General features: G+C 37.0%; 27 protein-coding genes and 1 tRNA gene. 8 read left to right on the top strand and 20 right to left on the bottom strand.

The genetic code is table 11. From position 1 onward, the window contains the following. Positions 1 to 375 precede the first annotated feature (375 nt). A tRNA-Val gene (locus tag J7K05_03115) sits at positions 376 to 450 on the bottom strand. A gap of 161 nt (positions 451 to 611) precedes the next feature. On the opposite strand from J7K05_03115, the gene J7K05_03110 reads away from it, so the two are divergent. From J7K05_03110 to J7K05_03080, 7 genes are all read left to right on the top strand, one after another. Beyond that, entirely contained in the window at positions 612 to 3,032 is a 2,421-nt protein-coding gene (locus tag J7K05_03110; GenBank protein MCD6195156.1) for a leucine--tRNA ligase, read from the top strand. A gap of 63 nt (positions 3,033 to 3,095) precedes the next feature. Beyond that, on the top strand, positions 3,096 to 3,623 hold the full coding sequence (locus J7K05_03105) for a DUF177 domain-containing protein (GenBank protein ID MCD6195155.1): 528 nt from the start codon (positions 3,096 to 3,098) through the stop codon (positions 3,621 to 3,623). 75 nt (positions 3,624 to 3,698) lie between these two features. Further along, the gene (rpmF, locus tag J7K05_03100; GenBank protein ID MCD6195154.1) at positions 3,699 to 3,926 is read left to right on the top strand and encodes a 50S ribosomal protein L32; all 228 of its coding nucleotides are present in this window, start codon (positions 3,699 to 3,701) and stop codon (positions 3,924 to 3,926) included. Continuing rightward, positions 3,898 to 4,332, top strand: a complete 435-nt coding sequence (nusB, locus tag J7K05_03095) for a transcription antitermination factor NusB (protein ID MCD6195153.1) — start codon at positions 3,898 to 3,900, stop codon at positions 4,330 to 4,332. The genes rpmF and nusB overlap by 29 nt, the downstream gene beginning before the upstream one ends. Then, complete coding sequence (locus tag J7K05_03090) at positions 4,307 to 4,753, top strand: NUDIX domain-containing protein (GenBank protein ID MCD6195152.1); 447 nt, start codon at positions 4,307 to 4,309, stop codon at positions 4,751 to 4,753. The genes nusB and J7K05_03090 overlap by 26 nt, the downstream gene beginning before the upstream one ends. Beyond that, positions 4,737 to 5,423 carry a ribonuclease III gene (rnc, locus tag J7K05_03085; protein MCD6195151.1) on the top strand — a complete coding sequence of 229 codons (687 nt, stop codon included), beginning with the start codon at positions 4,737 to 4,739 and terminating at the stop codon, positions 5,421 to 5,423. Before J7K05_03090 ends, rnc begins: the two co-directional genes overlap by 17 nt. Beyond that, positions 5,420 to 6,466: a flippase-like domain-containing protein gene (locus J7K05_03080; protein MCD6195150.1), complete on the top strand. Its 1,047-nt coding sequence runs from the start codon at positions 5,420 to 5,422 to the stop codon at positions 6,464 to 6,466. The genes rnc and J7K05_03080 overlap by 4 nt, the downstream gene beginning before the upstream one ends. A 176-nt stretch (positions 6,467 to 6,642) precedes the next feature. Here the strand turns inward: J7K05_03080 and J7K05_03075 are convergent, their stop codons facing one another. Genes J7K05_03075 through J7K05_03035 form a run of 9 tightly spaced genes read right to left on the bottom strand, consistent with a single transcriptional unit; the run spans position 6,643 to position 14,631 of the window. Continuing rightward, complete coding sequence (locus J7K05_03075; protein MCD6195149.1) at positions 6,643 to 7,530, bottom strand: D-alanyl-D-alanine carboxypeptidase; 888 nt, start codon at positions 7,528 to 7,530, stop codon at positions 6,643 to 6,645. A gap of 2 nt (positions 7,531 to 7,532) precedes the next feature. Further along, positions 7,533 to 8,921 (bottom strand): aspartate--tRNA ligase, encoded by a 1,389-nt coding sequence (locus tag J7K05_03070; GenBank protein ID MCD6195148.1) that lies wholly within the window; start codon positions 8,919 to 8,921, stop codon positions 7,533 to 7,535. A gap of 60 nt (positions 8,922 to 8,981) precedes the next feature. Beyond that, positions 8,982 to 10,877, bottom strand: a complete 1,896-nt coding sequence (gene pheT, locus J7K05_03065; protein ID MCD6195147.1) for a phenylalanine--tRNA ligase subunit beta — start codon at positions 10,875 to 10,877, stop codon at positions 8,982 to 8,984. Then, the gene (gene pheS / locus J7K05_03060; GenBank protein MCD6195146.1) at positions 10,871 to 11,569 is read right to left on the bottom strand and encodes a phenylalanine--tRNA ligase subunit alpha; all 699 of its coding nucleotides are present in this window, start codon (positions 11,567 to 11,569) and stop codon (positions 10,871 to 10,873) included. Before pheS ends, pheT begins: the two co-directional genes overlap by 7 nt. Positions 11,570 to 11,572: 3 nt before the next feature. Further along, positions 11,573 to 11,926 carry a hypothetical protein gene (locus J7K05_03055; protein MCD6195145.1) on the bottom strand — a complete coding sequence of 118 codons (354 nt, stop codon included), beginning with the start codon at positions 11,924 to 11,926 and terminating at the stop codon, positions 11,573 to 11,575. A 22-nt stretch (positions 11,927 to 11,948) separates the two neighbouring features. Further along, positions 11,949 to 12,290, bottom strand: coding sequence for a 30S ribosome-binding factor RbfA (rbfA, locus tag J7K05_03050; protein MCD6195144.1), 342 nt, complete (start codon positions 12,288 to 12,290; stop codon positions 11,949 to 11,951). 46 nt (positions 12,291 to 12,336) lie between these two features. Then, entirely contained in the window at positions 12,337 to 13,575 is a 1,239-nt protein-coding gene (locus tag J7K05_03045) for an ABC transporter permease (protein MCD6195143.1), read from the bottom strand. 8 nt (positions 13,576 to 13,583) lie between these two features. Then, positions 13,584 to 14,402, bottom strand: a complete 819-nt coding sequence (locus J7K05_03040; protein ID MCD6195142.1) for an ABC transporter ATP-binding protein — start codon at positions 14,400 to 14,402, stop codon at positions 13,584 to 13,586. After that, on the bottom strand, positions 14,386 to 14,631 hold the full coding sequence (locus J7K05_03035; GenBank protein ID MCD6195141.1) for an AbrB/MazE/SpoVT family DNA-binding domain-containing protein: 246 nt from the start codon (positions 14,629 to 14,631) through the stop codon (positions 14,386 to 14,388). Before J7K05_03035 ends, J7K05_03040 begins: the two co-directional genes overlap by 17 nt. Positions 14,632 to 14,747: 116 nt before the next feature. On the opposite strand from J7K05_03035, the gene tmk reads away from it, so the two are divergent. Next, on the top strand, positions 14,748 to 15,380 hold the full coding sequence (gene tmk, locus J7K05_03030) for a dTMP kinase (GenBank protein MCD6195140.1): 633 nt from the start codon (positions 14,748 to 14,750) through the stop codon (positions 15,378 to 15,380). Positions 15,381 to 15,396: 16 nt separating this feature from the next. On the opposite strand, the gene J7K05_03025 is transcribed toward tmk, so the two are convergent. Genes J7K05_03025 through infA form a run of 10 tightly spaced genes read right to left on the bottom strand, consistent with a single transcriptional unit; the run spans position 15,397 to position 20,030 of the window. Then, the gene (locus J7K05_03025) at positions 15,397 to 15,717 is read right to left on the bottom strand and encodes a YbjQ family protein (GenBank protein MCD6195139.1); all 321 of its coding nucleotides are present in this window, start codon (positions 15,715 to 15,717) and stop codon (positions 15,397 to 15,399) included. A gap of 20 nt (positions 15,718 to 15,737) precedes the next feature. After that, on the bottom strand, positions 15,738 to 16,157 hold the full coding sequence (gene rpsI / locus J7K05_03020; GenBank protein MCD6195138.1) for a 30S ribosomal protein S9: 420 nt from the start codon (positions 16,155 to 16,157) through the stop codon (positions 15,738 to 15,740). Positions 16,158 to 16,165: 8 nt separating this feature from the next. Continuing rightward, positions 16,166 to 16,612 carry a 50S ribosomal protein L13 gene (gene rplM / locus J7K05_03015; protein ID MCD6195137.1) on the bottom strand — a complete coding sequence of 149 codons (447 nt, stop codon included), beginning with the start codon at positions 16,610 to 16,612 and terminating at the stop codon, positions 16,166 to 16,168. Between the two features lie 3 nt (positions 16,613 to 16,615). Further along, positions 16,616 to 17,101 (bottom strand): 50S ribosomal protein L17, encoded by a 486-nt coding sequence (gene rplQ / locus J7K05_03010; protein MCD6195136.1) that lies wholly within the window; start codon positions 17,099 to 17,101, stop codon positions 16,616 to 16,618. Between the two features lie 10 nt (positions 17,102 to 17,111). Next, positions 17,112 to 18,068 carry a DNA-directed RNA polymerase subunit alpha gene (locus J7K05_03005; protein ID MCD6195135.1) on the bottom strand — a complete coding sequence of 319 codons (957 nt, stop codon included), beginning with the start codon at positions 18,066 to 18,068 and terminating at the stop codon, positions 17,112 to 17,114. Between the two features lie 15 nt (positions 18,069 to 18,083). Further along, positions 18,084 to 18,788, bottom strand: coding sequence for a 30S ribosomal protein S4 (rpsD, locus tag J7K05_03000; GenBank protein MCD6195134.1), 705 nt, complete (start codon positions 18,786 to 18,788; stop codon positions 18,084 to 18,086). An 18-nt stretch (positions 18,789 to 18,806) separates the two neighbouring features. Beyond that, on the bottom strand, positions 18,807 to 19,235 hold the full coding sequence (gene rpsK / locus J7K05_02995; GenBank protein ID MCD6195133.1) for a 30S ribosomal protein S11: 429 nt from the start codon (positions 19,233 to 19,235) through the stop codon (positions 18,807 to 18,809). Between the two features lie 18 nt (positions 19,236 to 19,253). After that, a complete protein-coding gene (rpsM, locus tag J7K05_02990) occupies positions 19,254 to 19,637 on the bottom strand; it encodes a 30S ribosomal protein S13 (GenBank protein ID MCD6195132.1) in 384 nt (127 codons plus the stop codon). 12 nt (positions 19,638 to 19,649) lie between these two features. Continuing rightward, a complete protein-coding gene (rpmJ, locus tag J7K05_02985) occupies positions 19,650 to 19,793 on the bottom strand; it encodes a 50S ribosomal protein L36 (GenBank protein MCD6195131.1) in 144 nt (47 codons plus the stop codon). A 9-nt stretch (positions 19,794 to 19,802) separates the two neighbouring features. Beyond that, positions 19,803 to 20,030, bottom strand: coding sequence for a translation initiation factor IF-1 (gene infA / locus J7K05_02980; GenBank protein MCD6195130.1), 228 nt, complete (start codon positions 20,028 to 20,030; stop codon positions 19,803 to 19,805). Position 20,031: the final 1 nt, after the last annotated feature.

The following is a 20,031-nucleotide window of genomic DNA, read 5'->3' as shown; positions in this document are numbered from 1 at the left end:
CTTTTGAATTTATCTTTAAAATAACTTGGTTTTATAAAAAAATTCAATCAATCTTCGTGGAAGATATTATCTCCTTTTAATTTTACTGTCAAGTGAGAGTAAAACCTTATTACAATAGATTATTTTCTCAAATTTTTTGACTTGTCATTAAAATGAAGCAAGCGGGCAAAAAAATCTGGCGAGGATGACACGCTCTCCTTTTTTTGCTTTCCTTGTTTATTATCCCACGCTAGCGGGGCTGGGTCCTTGGGTTAGATAAGGTGCAGAAGAGCAGCAAACTTTTTCTCTTTCTTAAGAATTTTTGATAAAATAAGGGAAAGTAGAGTTGTATAAAACTACACCAAAAAGAAACTTTTGAGCTTTAAGAAAATCATTTGGTGGGCGGTAGAGGACTCGAACCTCTAACCTTCTGCACGTCAAGCAGACGCTCTACCATTGAGCTAACCGCCCAAGTTAAAATCTGTGTGTTTTTTATATTAATCAACTTTACTCCTTTTCTCAAGGCTTTTTGTTGTGGTCGAAAAAGCCTAACAATCCAAAACAGCTTTTAAATCCAGGTTGTCAAAAGCAACTTTACCTGCTAAATTAACAAGAAAAAGTAAACTGTTCTTATGAAAGAATATTGCTCTCAAGAAATCGAACCCAAGTGGCAAGAGTTTTGGCTTAAAAACAAAACTTTCAAAGCTCTTGTTCCTGACAAAAGCAAAAAACCTAAATTCTATGTTTTAGATATGTTCCCTTATCCCTCTGGGGCTGGCTTGCATGTAGGACATCCACGTGGTTATACAGCCACAGATATTGTCTCCAGAATGAAAAAAATGCAAGGATTCAATGTCCTCCACCCAATGGGGTGGGATGCCTTTGGCCTGCCAGCAGAAAACTACGCCCTAAAACACAAAATTCACCCTGAAAAAATCACTGCCAAAAATATTCAGAGATTCAAAAAACAGCTGATTAGTTTTGGTTTTGCTTACGACTGGGACCGCGAAATAAATACAACTGACCCTGGCTACTATCGCTGGACCCAGTGGATATTTTTACAGCTTTTCAAACACGGCTTAGCCTACCAAGCAGAAACACCTATTAATTTTTGCCCTTCCTGCGGCACTGGCTTAGCCAATGAAGAGGTGGTTAATGGCCGTTGTGAAAGATGCCAAACTAAAGTAATCCGTAAAAAACTGCGCCAATGGCTGCTAAAAATCACTGCTTATGCTGAACGGCTCCTAAAAGATTTAGACGATTTGGATTGGCCAGAATATATCAAAGAGATGCAGAAAAATTGGATTGGCAAAAGCGAAGGAGCAACTATTAAATTCAAAGTTAAAAATTCCTCTTTAGAAATAGAGGTTTTTACTACTAGACCAGACACATTATTTGGCGCTACTTATGTTGTTTTGGCTCCTGAACACCCCCTTTCACTCAAATTAGCCACCCCTGAATACAAAGAAAAAGTAAAAAAATACATACACGAATCCGAACAAAAAACAGAACTGGAAAGAACAGAGCTCTCAAAAGAGAAAACAGGGGTTTTTACCGGCAGTTATGCTATTAACCCTGTGAATAACAAACCTATCCCGATTTGGATAGCGGATTATGTACTAGCTCACTATGCTACTGGAGCTATAATGTGCGTCCCGGCCCACGACCAAAGAGATTTTGACTTTGCTAAAAAATATGATTTACCCATAATCCAAGTGATAGCTAAAAATAATAAACCAAGTAGCCTTAAAAAGGCATACGAAAAAAAAGGCATACTTATAAATTCAGGCAAATTTTCCCAAATGCCTTCAGAAAAAGCAAAAAAAGAAATTGTCAAATGGCTAGCCAGCAAAAATTTAGCCCAAAAAACTATTACTTATAAATTAAGGGACTGGATTTTTTCCCGCCAAAGATATTGGGGAGAACCCATCCCTGTTATTCACTGCCCAAAATGCGGCACAGTGCCTTTAAAAGAAAAAGACTTGCCCTTAAAACTGCCTTATGTCAAACATTACGAACCCTCAGGCACAGGAGAATCGCCTTTAGTTAAAATTAAAGATTGGGTAAATACCACCTGTCCTAAATGCGGCGCTAAAGCCAAAAGAGAAACAAACACAATGCCCCAATGGGCAGGAAGCTCTTGGTATTATTTGTGCTACATTGATCCCAAAAACAATAAACAGCTTGTAGCTAAAAATAAAGAAAAATACTTTATGCCTGTAGATCTTTATGTCGGCGGAGCTGAACACGCAGTTTTACATCTTCTTTATGCACGTTTTTGGCATAAGTTTCTTTATGATATTGGCGCAGTCTCTACCAAAGAACCGTTTCAAAAACTTATTAATGTTGGCATTATTCTCGCCCCTGATGGCAGAAAGATGTCCAAATCACTGGGCAATGTAATCAATCCTGATAGCCTTATCAAAAAATACGGGGCTGACGCTTTCCGCCTCTATGAGGCTTTTATTGGTCCTTTTAGGCAATCAAGCAGCTGGGACCCAAAAGGGATTGTCGGCACCAAAAGATTTTTGGATAAAGTCTGGCGCTTAATAAAAAATAAGGAGCGAAAAAAAGAAAACAAACAAATAGAACAAAAGCTCCACCAACTAATTAAAGTAGTTTCTCAAGAATTGGAGAGCTTTGAGTTTAATACTGCTATCGCCAAAATGATGGAGTTTGTACATTTAGCTGAAAAAGAAGGACTTACAAAAAAAGAAAAAGAAACTTTTCTCAAACTGCTCGCTCCTTTTGCTCCCCATATAGCAGAAGAGCTTTGGCTGTTATTAGGAAACCAACCTTCAATTTTTGAATCAGACTGGCCTAAATACAGCCAAAAAATAGCCCAAGAAAAAGAGATCACCATTATAATCCAAGCTAATGGCAAAACCAAAGGATCCTTAAAAGCTCCTTTTTCTTGTAACCAAAAAACAGCTTTAGAAATAATTCAAAAAAGCAAGTTCTCTCCCCTGCTAAAAGAGAGCAAAAAGCAGATTTTTGTCCGCACCCCCAAAAAACCAATTGCTATCTTTAATATAATACAGGGTAGCAACTAACTCACAGCAGCAACCAAAAAATACTCTCATATTCTTAAGAACATTGGAACTTAAAAATAAGTTATGGAAGAATTACCTAAAATTTGGCTCGATCTTTCCTCTTTTGTTGACGCTAAAAATGGAAACCAAGCCGAATTCAACATTAAAAAGAAATTCCTTTTCCAAGATCACCGCTTTACTCTTAGAAAACCCCTTAAGGGCAAAATTACTATCCAAAAAACTCAAAACAATACTTTAATTGCTTGTTTTTCTATAGGCACCCAAATCACATTCCACTGCGACCGCTGTCTCAAACCCATTGAAAAAAAGCTGAAGTTAAAGTTCAAAAGAGTGATCAGATCTCACGCCAAAGAAGATGAGATTAAATTGCTCCCGAACAAAAAAATAGAAGTCTTTGAACCTATTTGGCAGGAATTAATTTTAAAAATACCTTCGAGAATTCTCTGCCATCCCAACTGCCAAGGCATCTGCCCCATTTGCGGAACAAACTGGAATGAAAAAAGCTGCCCGCACAAAAAGAAAACAAAACTAAAAAAACAACCATCTCCTTTTGAAAAATTAAAAAAACAGTTAAAAAACAAAAGCAACTAACTAGATTAAAATCTCTTATTGACTTTAAGTAGATTCCCCCTTATCCTATAAGATGCTAAACCACTAAAGAAATATATGGCAGAACCCAAAAAAAGAAAATCGCACACCGCTTCTCGTTTGCGAAGAGGAAAACAAAACTTTGTCTTGCCTCAATTAGTAGAGTGCACGCATTGTCATGAACTAATCCCTCCCCACCAAGTATGCCCAAACTGTGGCTATTTTAAAAACAAAAAAGTATTAGAATTAGAAACAAAGGTTAAAACAAAGATTAAAGATGCCGAGCAGACACCTAGCCAGGATTAGGGCAATGCAAGCTCTCTTTGCCTACCGATTCCAACCCCAAGAAGAGCCTTTATCATTACTCAAAAAAGACCTCAAAAATCAACCAGCAGAGAATATGGATTTGGAGTTGGCTAAAAAACTGCTTAAAACTTACACTAAACATAAAGAAAAAATAGACAAAATTATCCAAATAGCTGCTCCGGAATGGCCTTTAAAGAAGATAAATACAGTAGATCTGGCCATTTTACGTTTAGCTGTCAGCGAACTTTTGTACCTTGAAGAAACACCACCCAAAGTAGCTATTGATGAAGCTGTTGAAATAGCCAAACAATTTGGCAATGAAAGCTCGCACCGCTTTGTCAACGGAGTCCTAGGCACTATTTACAGAGAAAGCCCCCGTTATGAGGAAGAAAAAACAGAAAACTAAATTTGAACTCTCTGCCGGTGGTATTGTTTTCTGCCCGCAAACAAAAAAGATATTAGTTATTGAAGACAAAAAAGGACGAGTTGGTCTACCTAAAGGCTGGGTAGAAAAAGGCGAAAAATTAGTTGAAACCGCCAAAAGAGAAACAAGCGAAGAAACCGGGATCAAGAATCTCCAAACCGTAAAAAAGATAGGAGAAATCAACTTTTTTTACCGAAGAAATAAAAACCTAATTTTTAAAAAGGTAGTTTATTTTCTCTTTGAAACCTCTAAACAGAAGCCAAAACCGCAAAAAGAAGAAATTGAAAATGCTTATTGGGTCAAAAAAGAAGAATTCACAAAAATCCTCTCTTATGATAATCTAAAACCACTAGCCCAAAAAGCGCTCCGAATAATCAACTCTTTTTATGGAAAAAAATCTTAAAAGCTTTCTGAAAAAACTTGGCCTTGAGCCAAAAAACTTAAAAATTTTTAAGCAGGCTTTTGTCCACCGTTCTTATCTTAACGAGAGCCCATTTAAAGAATCCAATGAACGTTTAGAGTTTTTAGGAGATGCCGTTTTAGAGCTTTTGGCTACCGAATATCTTTATCGCAATCTTCCCAACAAAGAAGGAGACCTTTCAGCCATAAGGGCGGCTTCAGTAAGAACTTCTACCTTAGCTGTAGTCAGCCAGAAAATAGGGCTAAATAACTTCCTCCTTCTTTCTAAAGGCGAAGAACAAACTGGCGGCAGAAAAAAAGAGGGAATTTTAGCTGATCTTTTTGAGGCTTTCCTAGGGGCTGTATATCTTGATCAAGGTTTTGAAAAAGCCGAAGAGATTTTTAAAAAATTCCTTCTTCCCTATTTGAAAGATATTATTAAAAACAAAAAATATATTGACCCTAAAACCTACCTTCAAGAGATAACCCAAGAAAGATGGCGGGCTCTGCCAAAATATAAATTAGTTGAGGAAAAGGGACCTGACCACAGCAAAACTTTTGTTATTGAAGTTTATGTTGGCGAAAACTTTATGGGAAAAGGAGAAGGTCCGTCAAAACAACGAGCTGAAGAAGAAGCAGCTCGAAATGCTCTGCACAATTTATTAGAAGAATGAAAAGGAAAAATCTTGTCCGTTCATTTTTGTTATTTTTTGTTTTGGCAGTAGTTTTCTACTCTTTAATTGGAAAGGTTGCTGGTCTTAAAAATGTGGAAAAGATCTTTACCCAAATTAACCCTGTTTTTCTCTGTTTAGCACTCACAGCTTGGATTCTTACTTTTGGGATTAACGCTTTAAAATTCAAAACAATCTTAGAAGCACAAAACTACAAAGTGAAATTTTTAGAATTAGTTTATTTTTCAATGGTAGGGGTTTTTGCTATCCACTTTTTCCCGGTTGGCAACTTTGGCGAAAGCGCCTTTAGTTTTTATCTTTTAAGAAAAAGAGGAGTAAAAAGTATGTCTGCTCTGGCTCTTTTTTTAATCCGACTTATATTTGACTATTTTGCTTTCTTCCTTCTCGCTGCCATTGCTTTGGCTACTTTAGAAATCCACCCTTCTTTTAACTGGCTTATTAAAATAATCTTTGGCTTTATCCTTTCAGCCCTTATCGGCGGCACCTTTTATTTACGCTACCTGCTCCATCACCCAAAGAAATTTACTAATATTGCCAAACCAATACTTTTTTATCTTCGTAAAAGCTTTAATTTTATCCGCAATCACTCGGATAAAGCTGAAAGTAAATATTACGAAAAACTTAGCCAAGAGCTTTACTCTGAAATTAAAAAAATAGTCTCTCCCAAAAAGAAACTCTTGCTGCTCTTTGTTAGTTCATTCTTATACTGGTGCTTAGACGCCCTTATTCTCTACTTCTCGCTCTTGGGTTTAGGCGCTACCTTAGGGCTAAACGCCGTAATAGTCAGTTATGCGGTAGCCAGCCTTTTGGGATCAATAAGCTTTTTGCCTGCTGGAATCGGAGCTTTAGAAGGATCTTTGATCTTTATGCTTTACAAATTTCTACCTCTTAGCACCCTCCTAACTTTAGCAGTACTTAACTACCGTTTTATTTCCCTCTGGCTCGCCATTCCTGTAGGTATGGGTGCCTTTTGGGCTCTAAAGAAAAAACAAACCACTTTTGTGCAGACAGAAAAAGTATGCTAATATAAAGCTACAAACTAAACCTTCTATGGCTTGGTATTGGTGGGTAGTTATTGCCGTAGTAGTTATTGCCCTCATCTGGTGGGCAATCACTACTTCTAAGTAAATTTTAGAAAAACAAAATTGAACCAAGTTTAAAAAAGAGGTTTTTATTGCGCTTTTTTCTCTCGAAATAGGAATCAGTAAAGAGCTGAACGTTCTAACCAAGCTCCTGCCAACTCTACATCTTCAAACCTAATATGGCCGTCAGCCGCTCCTAAAACAACAATAATAACAGGATGGTTTTGAACATATTTTAATGCTGCCAAACAATGGCCAGCTTCTTCTGTATAACCGGTTTTTATCCCTTTAAAACCTTGACGCACTAAGCGGTTTGTATTCCAAAGAGAGTAGCAATTCCCATCTAAAGAACAAACATCAAGGTGGCTTTGAGAAACAACATCTGCCAGCCACTTGTTCTGCAACAACTCTTTAGCCAACAGATAAACTTCCCATGCTGTAGATGTGTTTTTTTCGCTTAAACCAATAGCATCTGCGAAATAAGTATTTTTCAGCCCCAATCTTTGCGCCTCCTCATTCATTGCTTTTACTAAATTAAATTCTTCAGTAGCAAAATATTCTTGTAAGGCATAAGCAGCATCATTGGCTGAACGGACAAGCATAGCCCTAACTAATTCTTTAACCTTAAATTTTTCTCCTGCTTTAAATCCAGCCCTGCTACCCTCTACTTCAGTAGTTTTATCAGTAATAGTTATCACTTCCCCAAGTTTTTTATTCTGAACCAAAACTAAAGAGCTCATCATCTTGGTTAAACTGGCAATAGGACGCCTAAGAGCAGCGTTTTTCTCCAAAACAACAAAATCGCTATTAACATCAACCACAATCGCACTCTGGGGGCGAAAATTAAAACTGCCTTCTACTAAAGGAAAACTCTTTATTTCTGATAATTCGTCTCTATACTCTAAATTAAATCTTTGAGAAAGCTTATTTTCTGCCCACTGCGAACAAGAAGAGGGAAGCCAAGGCGCCAAAAGTAAAACAAAACTCAAAAACCAAGTTAAAAACACAGCTATTTTTTCTTTTTGATTTTAATATGAATTTCCCCTAATTGCTTTTCAGGAATTTCAGCCGGAGCTCCCATCAGCAAATCTCTGCCATCTCCGGTTTTAGGAAAGGCAATCACCTCCCTGACACTTTTCTCTCCTTGTAAAAGCATCACTAAACGATCAAAGCCTAAAGCAATACCTCCGTGAGGAGGAGTACCGTAGCCAAAAGCCTCAAGCAAGTGACCGAATTTCTCTTCTGTTTCTTTAGGAGTTAACCCCAAAATCTTAAAAACTTTTTTTTGCAAATCAGGTTTGTGAATCCTAATACTCCCTCCACCTAACTCTACCCCATTAAGAACTAAATCATAAGCTTGAGCCCTAACTTTGTCAGGCGATTTCTCCATTTTTTCTTCATCCTCCTCTTTGGGAGCTGTAAAAGGATGGTGCACAGAAACTATTTTCTGCTCACTTTCTGACCACTCAAATAGGGGCATATCTGTAATCCAAACAAAAGCCAATTCTTCAGCACTCTTGTCTTTTCTTAAATCAGGCTTGTCAGTGCCATAATCACGCATCGCCTCTTTGTAGGTTAAACGAGGAAAAGGAAGAGAAGTAATCTTTTTGTTAGGATAAACCTTTTTAACAGCTTTAATCACCATTTCCTCTACAACATTAAGAACATCTTCCTCGCTGACAAAACTCATTTCTATATCAAGCTGGGTAAACTCAAACTGCCTATCACCGCGAGGGTCTTCATCACGAAAACAGCGGGCAAATTGAAAATAACGTTCAAAACCAGCCACCATCAAAAGCTGCTTGAACTGCTGTGGCGACTGGGGTAAAACATAAAACTTGCCGGGCTGAAGCCTTGAAGGTATTATAAATTCCCTTGCCCCCTCCGGAGTGCCCTTAGTAAGATAAGGGGTTTCTATCTCAAAAAAATGTTTTTCTAAAAGAAGTTCTCTAAAAGCATTTTGTAGCTCTTGGCGTTTTTTTAAATTATTCTTCATTCGTTGGCTGCGCAAATCCAGATATCTAAAAGAGAGTCTAGTATCTTCCCTTACCTTACGAGTATCTTTATCTATCTCAAAAACAGGGGTTTTGGCTTTAGATATAATTTCAAGCTCTAAAACTTCAACTTCTACTTTTCCGGTAGCAATTTTTTTATTGACCATCTTTTCCGGCCTTCTGTTTACCCTACCCTTAATTCTTACTACAAATTCAGGCCCTAATTTTTTAGCTGTTTTGTAAGCTTTAGAACCAGGTAAAACCACCAGCTGGACAACCCCTGAAGCATCTCTTAAATCCAGAAAAATAATTTTGCCGTGATCACGCCGATTCTCTATCCAGCCAAAAAGCTCTACCTCTGAACCCCCAAGATCTTTTGTTTCTAAACAAAAAAATTGTTTCATATTTTTATCTTAACAAATTAACAGCTTTTTTCCAGTTAAACCTGAGGTTAAAAAGATTTTCTATCCTTTTCGCCACTGGGCAGTAAACTTCTTTTCTACATCTTGAGCTAAACTTTCCATAATCTCTACAATTTCTTTTTCTTTTAGCGCCCTCTTTGGATGTTCCAACCAAAGATGGAAAGCAACACTTTTTCTGTTTTTGCCAAACTTTTCAGACTGAAACTCATCAAATAACTCCACCAGAATCACTCTAGGATGAGAACCAAGGGTTTTTTCTATCTCTTCTGCCTTAACTTGACAAGAAACTATAAAAGAAAGGTCAATTTGGGCCGGCGGAAAAGAAGAAGGGGTTTTCACCTTGATGATTTTAGGCAGTATAAAATCTACCTTTTTTCTTTTAGCAGGAACAAGAGCTGTTTCAAGATAAAAAACAGGCTTTTTTATTTTTAATTTTTGCAAAATGCTCTGAGACACTTCTTCTATCTTGGTCTTTATCCCTAAAGAGCTAAGCTCTTTTTGCGCCTTTTCTATCTCTTTCCTACCCTTCTTTTTAGCTACTAGAACAATAAGATGCTCTGCTTCGCCTTTTTTATCAGCCACGCGGCCAATTTCAAAAAACTTTACTTCTGAAAACCAAGGATTACCAGCAACCTGTTTTAAAAGATTTACTAAAAGAACAGGACGAAAATATTCATTTTCTATAGAAAGAGGGTTTTTGATTTTAAGGGGTTTTGAAAAAGAAAAAATGTCTTTATCCTGGCGGGAAATAAATGAGCAGGACAAGGTTTCTGAAAATCCCAAAGCTGCTAATTTGTCTTTTAAAAACTCTTTAAAGCTAAATTCAGGATTAGCTGGTTTTGTAGTTGAGCTAAGTGCTTCTGAAGGCAAAGAATCATATCCTTTAACTCGCAGCACTTCTTCGGCTATATCCTGCCAATACTTAATATCAAACCAGCGATAACTGGGAGCCTGCACAGAAAAATTAACCCCATTTTTCTGGACAACAAAATTCAATCTTTCCAAAATCTCTCCTACCTCATTAGCAGAAAAAGAACTACCCAAGAGATTATTTAATTGCTGAAGAGAAAAATCTATCTTTTCTTTTTGCGGCTCTCTAAAAACCAAATCCTTTGCAGGCAAAGCCCTGCCTCCACTAGCAGCTAAAATCAATTCTGTAGCTCTGTCCAAAGCCAACTTAGTTATAAGAAAATCAACCGCCCTTTCGTATCGATAGGAAGCATCTGTCTGGTGCCTTAATTTTTTAGAAGCCAAACGAATAGTTATAGGATCAAAAACAGCTGACTGCAGAATAATTGTTTTAGTGTTCTCACTGACTTCACTGTAAAAACCGCCCATAATCCCGCAGAGATCAGTCAGGCGTCCTTTTTTATCTTCGGCCACAAGTATGTCTTTGCTTAACTTGCGCTCTTTGCCATCCAGAGTTATAAGAGACTCTCCCTTTTTAGCGGTACGCAAAAACAATGTCCCACCTAATTTTTCAAAATCAAAAGCGTGCAAGGGTTGACCCAGCTCAATCATTACCAAATTAGTAATATCAACGATATTGTTAATAGGACGAAAACCATAAGAAATAAGTTTGTCCTGAATCCACTTTGGAGAAGCCTGAACCTTTATATCTCTTACAACCCTGTAGGTATAGCGAAAAGTGCGCTCTTTGGCTTTAGCTGAAAACCTTAAGTCAAAAGCTAGGTCTTCACTCTCTTCTTTAATTTTTGGTTTAGGTAAATGAAGATTTTTTCCTAATTTAGCGGCTATTTCTCGAGCAACTCCTAAAACAGAAAGACAATCACCCCTATTAGGCGTAATTTCAATATCCAAAAGATTATCATTCTTTACCTCTGTCTCCAGCCCCAAACCACAAAGAAGTTGGGCTGTGTCTTCAGCATTCAATTCAAAATCTACAAACTCTTTAAGCCAAGAAAGCGAGATTAACATTTTTTAAACTTAAACTGCTTTAAAAACCTTAAATCCCCTTGATAACTTAACCTCACATCATTAAAACCAGCAAGAATCATTGCTAACCTGTCTACCCCCATACCAAAAGCAAAACCTTGAAATTTATTTGGGTCCACTCCCATATTTTTCAAAACCTCAGGATGTATCATACCTGCTCCTAAAACTTCTAGCCATTTTTTCTGTTTGCCCAACTGGATTAACATTTCTGTACCGGGTTCTACAAAAGGAAAATAAGCAGGCACAAAGCGATACTTTGTTTTAGAGCCAAAAATTTCTCTGACAAATTTTTCCAAAACTCCAAATAAATGCCTCATCTGAATATGCGAGTCAATAGCAAAACCCTCTAATTGGTAAAAGTTTGCCTCATGAGAAGCGTCGGTAGCTTCATTGCGGAAAACTCTGCCGGGAACAATAATACGCACCGGGGGTTTTCTTTTTTCCATAGCTCTTACCTGCATTGCTGAAGTATGAGTCCTTAAAAGACGCCCGTCCTCAAGATAAAAAGTGTCCTGAACATCTCTTGCCGGGTGCCACTCTGGAACCCTCAAAGAATCAAAGTTGTACCATTCGCTCTCAATCTCAGGCCCTTCCAAAACCTCAAAACCCATATCTCTAAATACAGCTATTGCTTGGCGCAAAAAAATAGTAAGGGGATGAAGTGAACCGCTCATAGTTTAATTTTTGAAATAAAGTTCCAAAAGTAAAAAAACAACCAATAAAATACCTGCCCCTAATATACTAAAGGCTCTAAACATTTGTAAAGCCAAGAGCAGTGTTAAGTAAAGAGCAAAGAAAAAACCTTGACGCAAAACCAACCATTGGGCAAAAGAACGGCGCATCAGATTTTTGTGAGCCAACACCGAGATGCCAGTACCCAAAGGAAAAAGAAAAAGCAAAACCCAAAATAAAACAAATATCAGCTCTTTTTCGTTGAGATCATAGGGATTAACACGAAAAAAAATAATCAAGAGAACAACCAAAGACAACCCCCAAACCGCTAAAAGACCTAAACTTAATCTTTTTGACATCAAACCTATTTTAACAAAAACTTCAAGATTCCTCTTTAAGACCGCGTAAAATCTCTTCAATCCGCTGGGCTTTTTCACCAGAATAATCAATCTTAAAACTTAGGCGGGGGTTAAACTTAAAAGTAATCTTTTTACCTACAAAACTTTGCAAATCACTGCGCAAAAGCTCTAATTTTGTCAAAATCTCATCTTCAGAAAAGTCATCACCCAAAACTGCAATCCAAACTTTAGCATTTTTTAAATCTTTGCTTGCCTCCACTTTTTTAACCGTCAAAAAATAAGGAGAAAAAACTTCCCTCTCCTCTTCTAAAAACTTGCTGATTAAAGCCTGTAAAGTAGAATTAACTCTTTCCAAACGAGACATCAAACTGAGTATAGCGCAAAATCAAAAACTCACAACCCTAAAAACCCTAACGCGTCATTATCCAGCGAAAAACAGGAACTGCAATGAATAAAGTTAAAAGACCAAAGCCGGCTAAGACAAAAATATCAACTTTAACATCACCTAAAGAAGCGCCTAAAACCAATACCTGCCGCAAAGCATTAACCATATAAGTAAAAGGTATGCCTTTGGATATATACTGCATTATTTTAGGCATTTGCTGAATCGGAAAAAACACGCCTGATAAAAGAATCATCGGCAACTGAAACATAAAAAGTAGTTGAGTAGCCGTCTCCTGCCGCGTGGCAAAAGCTGAAACCAAAATCCCTAAACCAACAAAAGAAAAAATGCCCAAAAACATTAAAAACAAAACAAGCCAAAAGCTGCCATAAACCTTAACACCAAAAAGAAGCATTGATAAAGCTAGAATTATCAAACCCTGCACAATACCTCTTAAGGCTTGAGTAAAGGATTTGCCCACAATAATAGAAAAACGGCTTACTGGAGCAACCATAATCCCGTCAATAGTGCCTGTTTCCTCCTCTCTGGAAATTGAGCTAGCCAAACCAGTTAAAACAGCGGTTAAAATTACCATTGCCATTACACCCGGCGCCATAAATTCAAAATAATTGCTTTCTTCACCCACAATCCCTTCAAAACTGACCTTGATAGGTTTAAGATCAGGAACAGCAAAAAAGCTCTTAGTTCCAAAATGCGCTATAGAGGAATGTTGCGGCAACTCATTAAACTGCTTATTGACATTTTCAATCAACAACTTGACTCTTTGCTGGGCAAAACCTAAACTCAACTGGGACAAAAACTTATCTAACAATTGGGAGACAATTTGGCTGACTATAGGATTAGCTTCGTCCTCGACTATAACTATTGTCGCTGAGCTTCCTTTTTTTATCTTGTCTTCAAAACCATCAAGAATTATTAAGCCACCGTTAGCATCTCCTTTTTTAATAGCGTCTTTAACCTCCTCTTTGTTTTGTTTAAAAATAAGTTCAAAAACAGGTTGCTGACTATCAGGATTATGTAGTTCTTTTATTTGATTGACCACCTCTTGACTGATTTCTGAATTATCTTGGTCAGCTACTGCCAAAGGGATACCTTGCACTGTATTTTGAGAAGGGTATATATAACCAATAATAGTCATCATAAATATAGGCATCAAAAGAAAGCTAATTAGACGTATTCTGTCCCTTAAAAGCTCTTTAAGATCCTTTTTAGTGATTTCTAAAACTTCACGGCAAAACTTTAACATAGTTTTAATTATCTTATACGGTTTTGTTTTCTAACCACTCCCCTAAAATGAGGGGAAGAACCCACAACTTTAGCTCTGGGCAAATCATTAACCTCTTTGCCAGTTAAATTTAAAAATATCTCTTCTAAGGAAGGGTTTTTAATTTTTGGCACTCTCTTTTTTAAACCCTCCAGTGTATCAACAGCAACAAGTTCTCCCTTATTTATAATCGCTATCCGATCACAAACAAGCTCTGCTTCATGCATATCGTGAGTAGTCAAAACTATTGTTTTCCCTTTTTTGTTTAAAGCCAAGATAAAATCTCTGATGTGCCTTGTTGTTTGCGGATCCAAACCCAATGTAGGCTCATCTAAAAAAAGAACATCCGGCTCAGTGAGGAGGGCGCGAGCTAAATTAACTCTCTGCTTCATCCCGGTTGAAAATGAACCTACTAATTTATTTTCCCAACGCTTCATCCCCAACTCTTTTAACCAAAAATCAATTCTCTTATTTAATTCGTCTGCTTGCAAACGGTAAAGACGACCAAAAAAATGAAGATTTTCTCTCGCAGTCAGTAAATCATAAAGAATAATTTTCTCTGCTACTAAACCTATTTTTTCTCTTACTTTATCCGCCTCTTTATCAACAGAAAAACCACCCACCTTAACTGTCCCAGAAGTAGGACGAAGCAAAGTAGTAAGAACCCTAATAGTAGTTGATTTTCCAGCTCCATTTGGTCCTAAAAAACCAAATATCTCCCCTTTTTTGACATCAAAGGAGATATTTTTAACAGCTTTAAAGTTTTTGAACTGTTTGCTTAAATTTTTAACTTCAATTATCTTTTCCATTTTCCTTGATAATCTTTTTAAAAGCAGAAATTCCTGCTAAAACCTTTAACAACCATTTTTCAGCTAAACGCAAGGGAGCTACCATTAAAAAACCCTTGGATTGAGCCATTACTATCATTTGCTCCCCTGTTTTTAGCCCCATCTTTTCCTGTATCACTTTAGGGATAACCAATTGACCTTTTTCGCTCAAAGTGACAATTTTAGCCAACACCTTGCTTTGTTTAGCCATTTTAATAATTCTTATTTTTCTTACTTTTCTTAAAATACTCTTACATGAATATTTTGTCAAGTAAACATTGCCAAAACTTCCTTGAGAAAAAAAGATTAAATTGCTATGTTTAAACAATGGCAAAAAAGAAAAATAAGGGGAAATTTATTGTTTTTGAGGGAATAGAAGGATGCGGGAAAACCACTCAAATCCAGCTCCTCAAGCAGTACCTTTCTAAAAAAGGCTTAAAGGTTTTATTTACTAAAGAACCGGGAGACACTCCTTTGGGAAAAAGGCTGAGAAAAATTCTGCTTCACCAAAAACAACTTCAAATTTATACCATAACAGAACTTATGCTTTCTGCCGCTGACCGGGCCCAGCATATTACCGAAATAATCCTTCCTGCTCTAAAAAGCAATAAATTAGTTATTAGCGACCGTTACACAATTTCTACTTGGTGCTATCAGGGTTATGCTGGCGGCATAAAAACAGAAACTATTGAGAAAATAAACTCTATTGCCACATTAGGTATAGAACCAGATATTGTCTTTATCCTTGATATTGATCCAAAAGAAGGCTTTAGGCGGAAAAAAGACAAAAAGGATCGTTTTGAAAGCAGAAATATGCATTTTCATCAAAAAGTAAGAAAAGGATACCTTGTCTGGGCAAAAAAGAACCCCAAAAAAGCCGTTGTCTTAAACGGCCATCAATCACCTGTAAAAATCCATCAGTTAGTCTTAAAAGAACTCAAAAAACGCTCTATTATTTAAAACAACTCTTAAAATTCTATTTGGACCGCAACTTCACCGCTGTGCCATAAACTAAAATCTCTGCCGCTCCACTCATTATAGAAGAGGTGGTAAATCTGACGCCCACTACGGCATCGGCACCTAATTTTTCTGCTTTTTTGGCCATTCTTTTTAAAGCCTCCTCCCGAGCCCGATCAATCATTGAAGTATAACTTCCTATCTCTCCTCCCACAATCTGCTTCAATCCCGCCCAAACATCAGCACCAAACCAACGAGCCCTAACTGTATTTCCTTTCACAATTCCTAAAACCTCAACAATTTCCCTGTTGGGAATCTTCTCTAAAGTAGAAATAAGCATAAAAAATAATTTATCTTTTTCTATCGCTTTGACCACTGCGGCGCTCTTCTAGCTCTCTTGAGACCATATTTTTTGCGTTCTTTTTCTCTTGGATCACGAGTCAAAAACCCAGCTTTACGTAAAGTAGGTTTTAAGCTTTCATCAATCTTGACTAGAGCCCGAGCTATACCCAGCCTTATAGCCTCAATCTGGGCTTTTTTACCTCCGCCTCTGACTTTAGCAGAGATATCAAATTTATCTTCCATCTTGACCAAAACCAAAGGAGCAAGCATCAAATTTTTAGCGGCAAAAATATCATTAAAAAAACTCTCCACTTTTTGCAAATTTACCAAAAATCTGCCATTACCTTTAGTAAATCTTACTCTGGCAGTTGCTTCTTTGCGTCTGCCTATTGCTTCCACATAACGAGTTTTTGTAACTTTAATCCCTTTTTTAGGCATTATCTTTTTTATTTTTCTGGCTTAATTACAGCTATTTTTTGTTCTTTATAAGGATGGTTATCTAAAGTAAAAATCTTGAGCCGTTTTAATCTTTTCTTCTGTAACCTATTTTTAGGCAACATATTTTTAACTGCCCTAAAAATAACTTCTTCAGGTTTCCTTTTTAGCAATTCTTTGAGATTTATTTCTTTCAAATGGCCGACATAACCAGTATGGCGAAAATACTTTTTCTCTTCCATCTTCCTGCCGCTTACTTTCACTTTTTGCGCATTAATAACCACTACAATATCACCCAAATCTAAATGGGGTGAATATACAGGCTTATGTTTACCCATAAGAAAAACCGCTATCTGAGCTGCCAAACGACCCAAGTAGAACTCTGAAGCATCAAACAAATACCAATTCCTGACAATTGGACCTTTAAAATGTTTTGTTTCTTTACGTTCCTTAACCATATTCTACTTTTTATTTGCTGAAGTTTTCTTGCTTGTTTTTGTTGATCGCAAAGAAGCCACTTTATCTTTTTCCTTTTCCTTCTTCTTTTTTGTTGCTGTTTTATTTTTGGTTTTAGCAACTTTTTTTTCTTTTTTAGCCTCAACCAACTCCCAAATAACCACCACGGCCCCATCTCCTTTCCGTCTTTGCAAACGGATAATGCGGCTGTAGCCGGAATTTACATCTTTATATCTTTTGGCTAAATCTTCAATAATTTTTTTAGCCGGCTCCTTGATGTAAAAAAACTTTAAAAGCTGGCGATAGGCAGAAAGATTACCCTTTTTGCCGATATTGATTAACTTATCCAATAAACCCTTTGCCTTTTTTGCCTTTGCTTCTGTAGTCTTAATTCTTTCATACAAAATTAAATTAGCCAAAAGGTTGCGTAAAAGCCTTTTGGATTCCTTAGCTGGACGGGAAAACTTCAACCTTTTCTTTAGGTGACGCATAACAACTTCATTAATCTTTAAGTAATTTTAAGCGTTTAAGTTTAGATAAAATTTCTTTAACTCCTTTATTGCCCAATCCTTCCAATTCTTTCATTTTCTCCTCTGAGTAGCGCAAAAGTCCACCCACAGTCTTTATCCCATTAGCCAAAAGAGCATTGGTAGTGCGGGTAGAAAAATTAAGTTCAGCAATAGGCTTCTTTTTTACTTCATCTTCTTTGGCTTGCTTTTTCTCCTCCTTCTTATCAACCTCTACTTCCACAGAAACCTTTTCTTCTTTTTTAATGTCTGACAAAACAGCAAAATGATCAGCTAAAATTTTGGCTGCCTGTTTTATTGCTTCTTTGGGAGCAACACTGCCGTCAGTCTCAACAGTTAAAACAACTTTTTCAAAATCAGTTCTACGCCCTACTCGCATATACTCAATTTCAAAATTAACTTTTTTCACTGGACTAAAAAGACTATCCAAAAGAACTACACCTATTTCGCGGCTCTCACCTTTAGCTTTCTCTTCTTCTGTTTTTTCTTCTTGGGTAATATAACCAATGCCTTTCTTCACATAAATTAAAACCTTTAGTTCGCCCTCTTTGTTAAGAGTGGCTAGATAAAGATCCGGATTAACTACCTCTACCCCTGCTGGAGTTTTAATATCTTTAGCCTTGACTTCTTTGGGCCCCTTAACTTCAAGTGTTAAAACAGCTTCATCTTTAACAATCTTTACTCTCAAATTTTTTAAATTGAGAAGAAATGTCAAAACATCTTCTTTCATCCCTTTGAGAGTAGAAAACTCATGCTCTACCCCTTTTATCTTCACTCTGTCAACTGCGGCTCCAGCCAAAGAAGAAAGAAGAACTCTTCGTAAAGAATTAGCCACTGTTATCCCATAACCAGGAAACAAAGGAGCAATTTCAAAAACTCCTGAATCTTTAGTTTGTTTAACCTGAACAATTTTAGGTAGTGAAATTTCCATAACTAAACTTAGTTTTTATCTTTTATAAAACTCAATTACCAAAGAAAGGTCAACATTGAGCTGCGCCTCTTCTGCTTGAGGAAAACGCAAAACCTCTGCCTCAGTTTCTTTTCTTTTGAGCCAAGCAGGTACTTCTGCCTCTTTGGCATAAGGCAAAATAATGTTTTTAAAAAGCTTGGAGTTTTTCGCTCTCTCTGAAAGAGAAATTTTGTCTTTTTTGTTGACTAAATAACCCGGCCTGTCAATCCGCCGACCATTAACAGAGAAAAAACCTCCATTTACCAATTTGCGCGCTTGACGACGAGAAAGTGCCCAACCTAAGCGATAGATTGTGCTATCAAGCCTTCTCTCTAAAGCCTGAATGATTTCCTCTTCTGTATTCTCTTTTTTACGGCTAGCTTTCCAAATCAAACGTCGAAGCTGACGATCTTTTAAGCTATAGATTAAAACCAGTTTTTGTTTTTCGCGTAAATGACGACCATAATCAGATATTTTTGTCTGCTTTTGCCCGTGCTGACCCGGAGCATAAGATCTTTTAATCAAGGGGCACTTGGCAGAAGTGCATTTTTCTCCTTTTAAAAACAGCTTCACTCCTAAACGTCGACATTTACGGCAAACACCCTTTGATTTCATAAACCTTAAACCTGCTCCCTTTGTTTCAGAGGAAGCAGCTTCTGATGTTGTTTCTGCTTTTTCTTCTGTGGTTGTTTCTTCTGCCATTTTTTATAATTAGATTTTTTATACCCGTCTAGGTTTTTTGGCTCTGGGCCCATTATGAGGCACAGGTGTTAAATCCTTAATTTCCTCTACCTCAAAACCTGCAGCTACCAAGGTGCGCAATGCCTGATCTCTTCCTTGACCCACACCTTTAACAAAAATACTTACTTTATGTAAACCAACTGATTTGCCAGCTTCAGCCACAGTATTAGCCACCACACTGGCAGCATAGGGAGTACCTTTTTTGGTGCCTTTAAATCCACACCTTCCTGCAGATGACCAAAAAACTACCTCACCTTTCTTATTGGTTAAAGTAATAATAGTGTTGTTAAAAGTACTTTGGATATAAATACTGCCTTCATTAACCTTTTTCTTGATTCTTTTAACAAAAAGAGACTGCTTTTCTTCAGCGCTAGCACTTTTTGCTTGTTTTACTCTCATTTTACCCATAGTACCGGTTAATTAAATCTATTTAGGAGCTGGCGGCTTATTTCTTCCACTGCCTACAGTAATTTTCTTTCCTTTTCGTGTCCGCGCATTTTTACGAGTTTTTTGCCCGCGCACAGGTAATCCTCTTAAATGACGCATTCCCCGATAACAACGAATATCTTTCAGGCGACGTAGATTTCTTTCTATCTCTAACTTTAAGTCTGCTTCTATTTTTAGATTTTTCTCTATATAATGACGGATTTTCTTCTCCTCATCTGGGGTTAATTCTTTTATCTTTTTTCCCGGATCAACTTGCACACTCTGAATAATTTCTCGCGCCAAAGAAGGACCTATGCCATAGATAAAAGTCAAAGCTATCTCTAGTCTTTTATCTTTGGGCAAATCTTTACCAGCAATACGCATATTAATAATTACTTAACCTTGTCTTTGTTTATGTTTGGGATTGGGACAAATTACCATTACAACTTTTTTCTTGGATTTAGAAAACTTACCCCGCTTAGAACGGCGGATTATTTTACATTTGGCACAAATTTTCTTGACACTGGCGCGAACTTTCATTGTTTTTGCTTATTTTTTCTCCAGACGTCTAACAATTCTCCCTTTAGCTAAATCATAAGGGGAAAATTCAACCAAAACTCGGTCTTCTTTTAAAATTTTAATGTGGAATTTTCTCAATTTTCCGGAAAGATAAGCTAAAACTACCTGCCCGCCTTCAATCTCTACCTTAAAGGTAGCATTAGGCAAAGCTTCAACAACTTTTCCTTCCAAAACCAGTTTTTCTTCTTTTTTGTTCATT

The organism is bacterium (assembly GCA_021157605.1).
Classification (GTDB): domain Bacteria; phylum Patescibacteriota; class UBA1384; order JAGGWG01; family JAGGWG01; genus JAGGWG01.
Note: the sequence above shows the minus strand (reverse complement) of the source record. Positions and strands in the feature narration are given on the sequence as shown.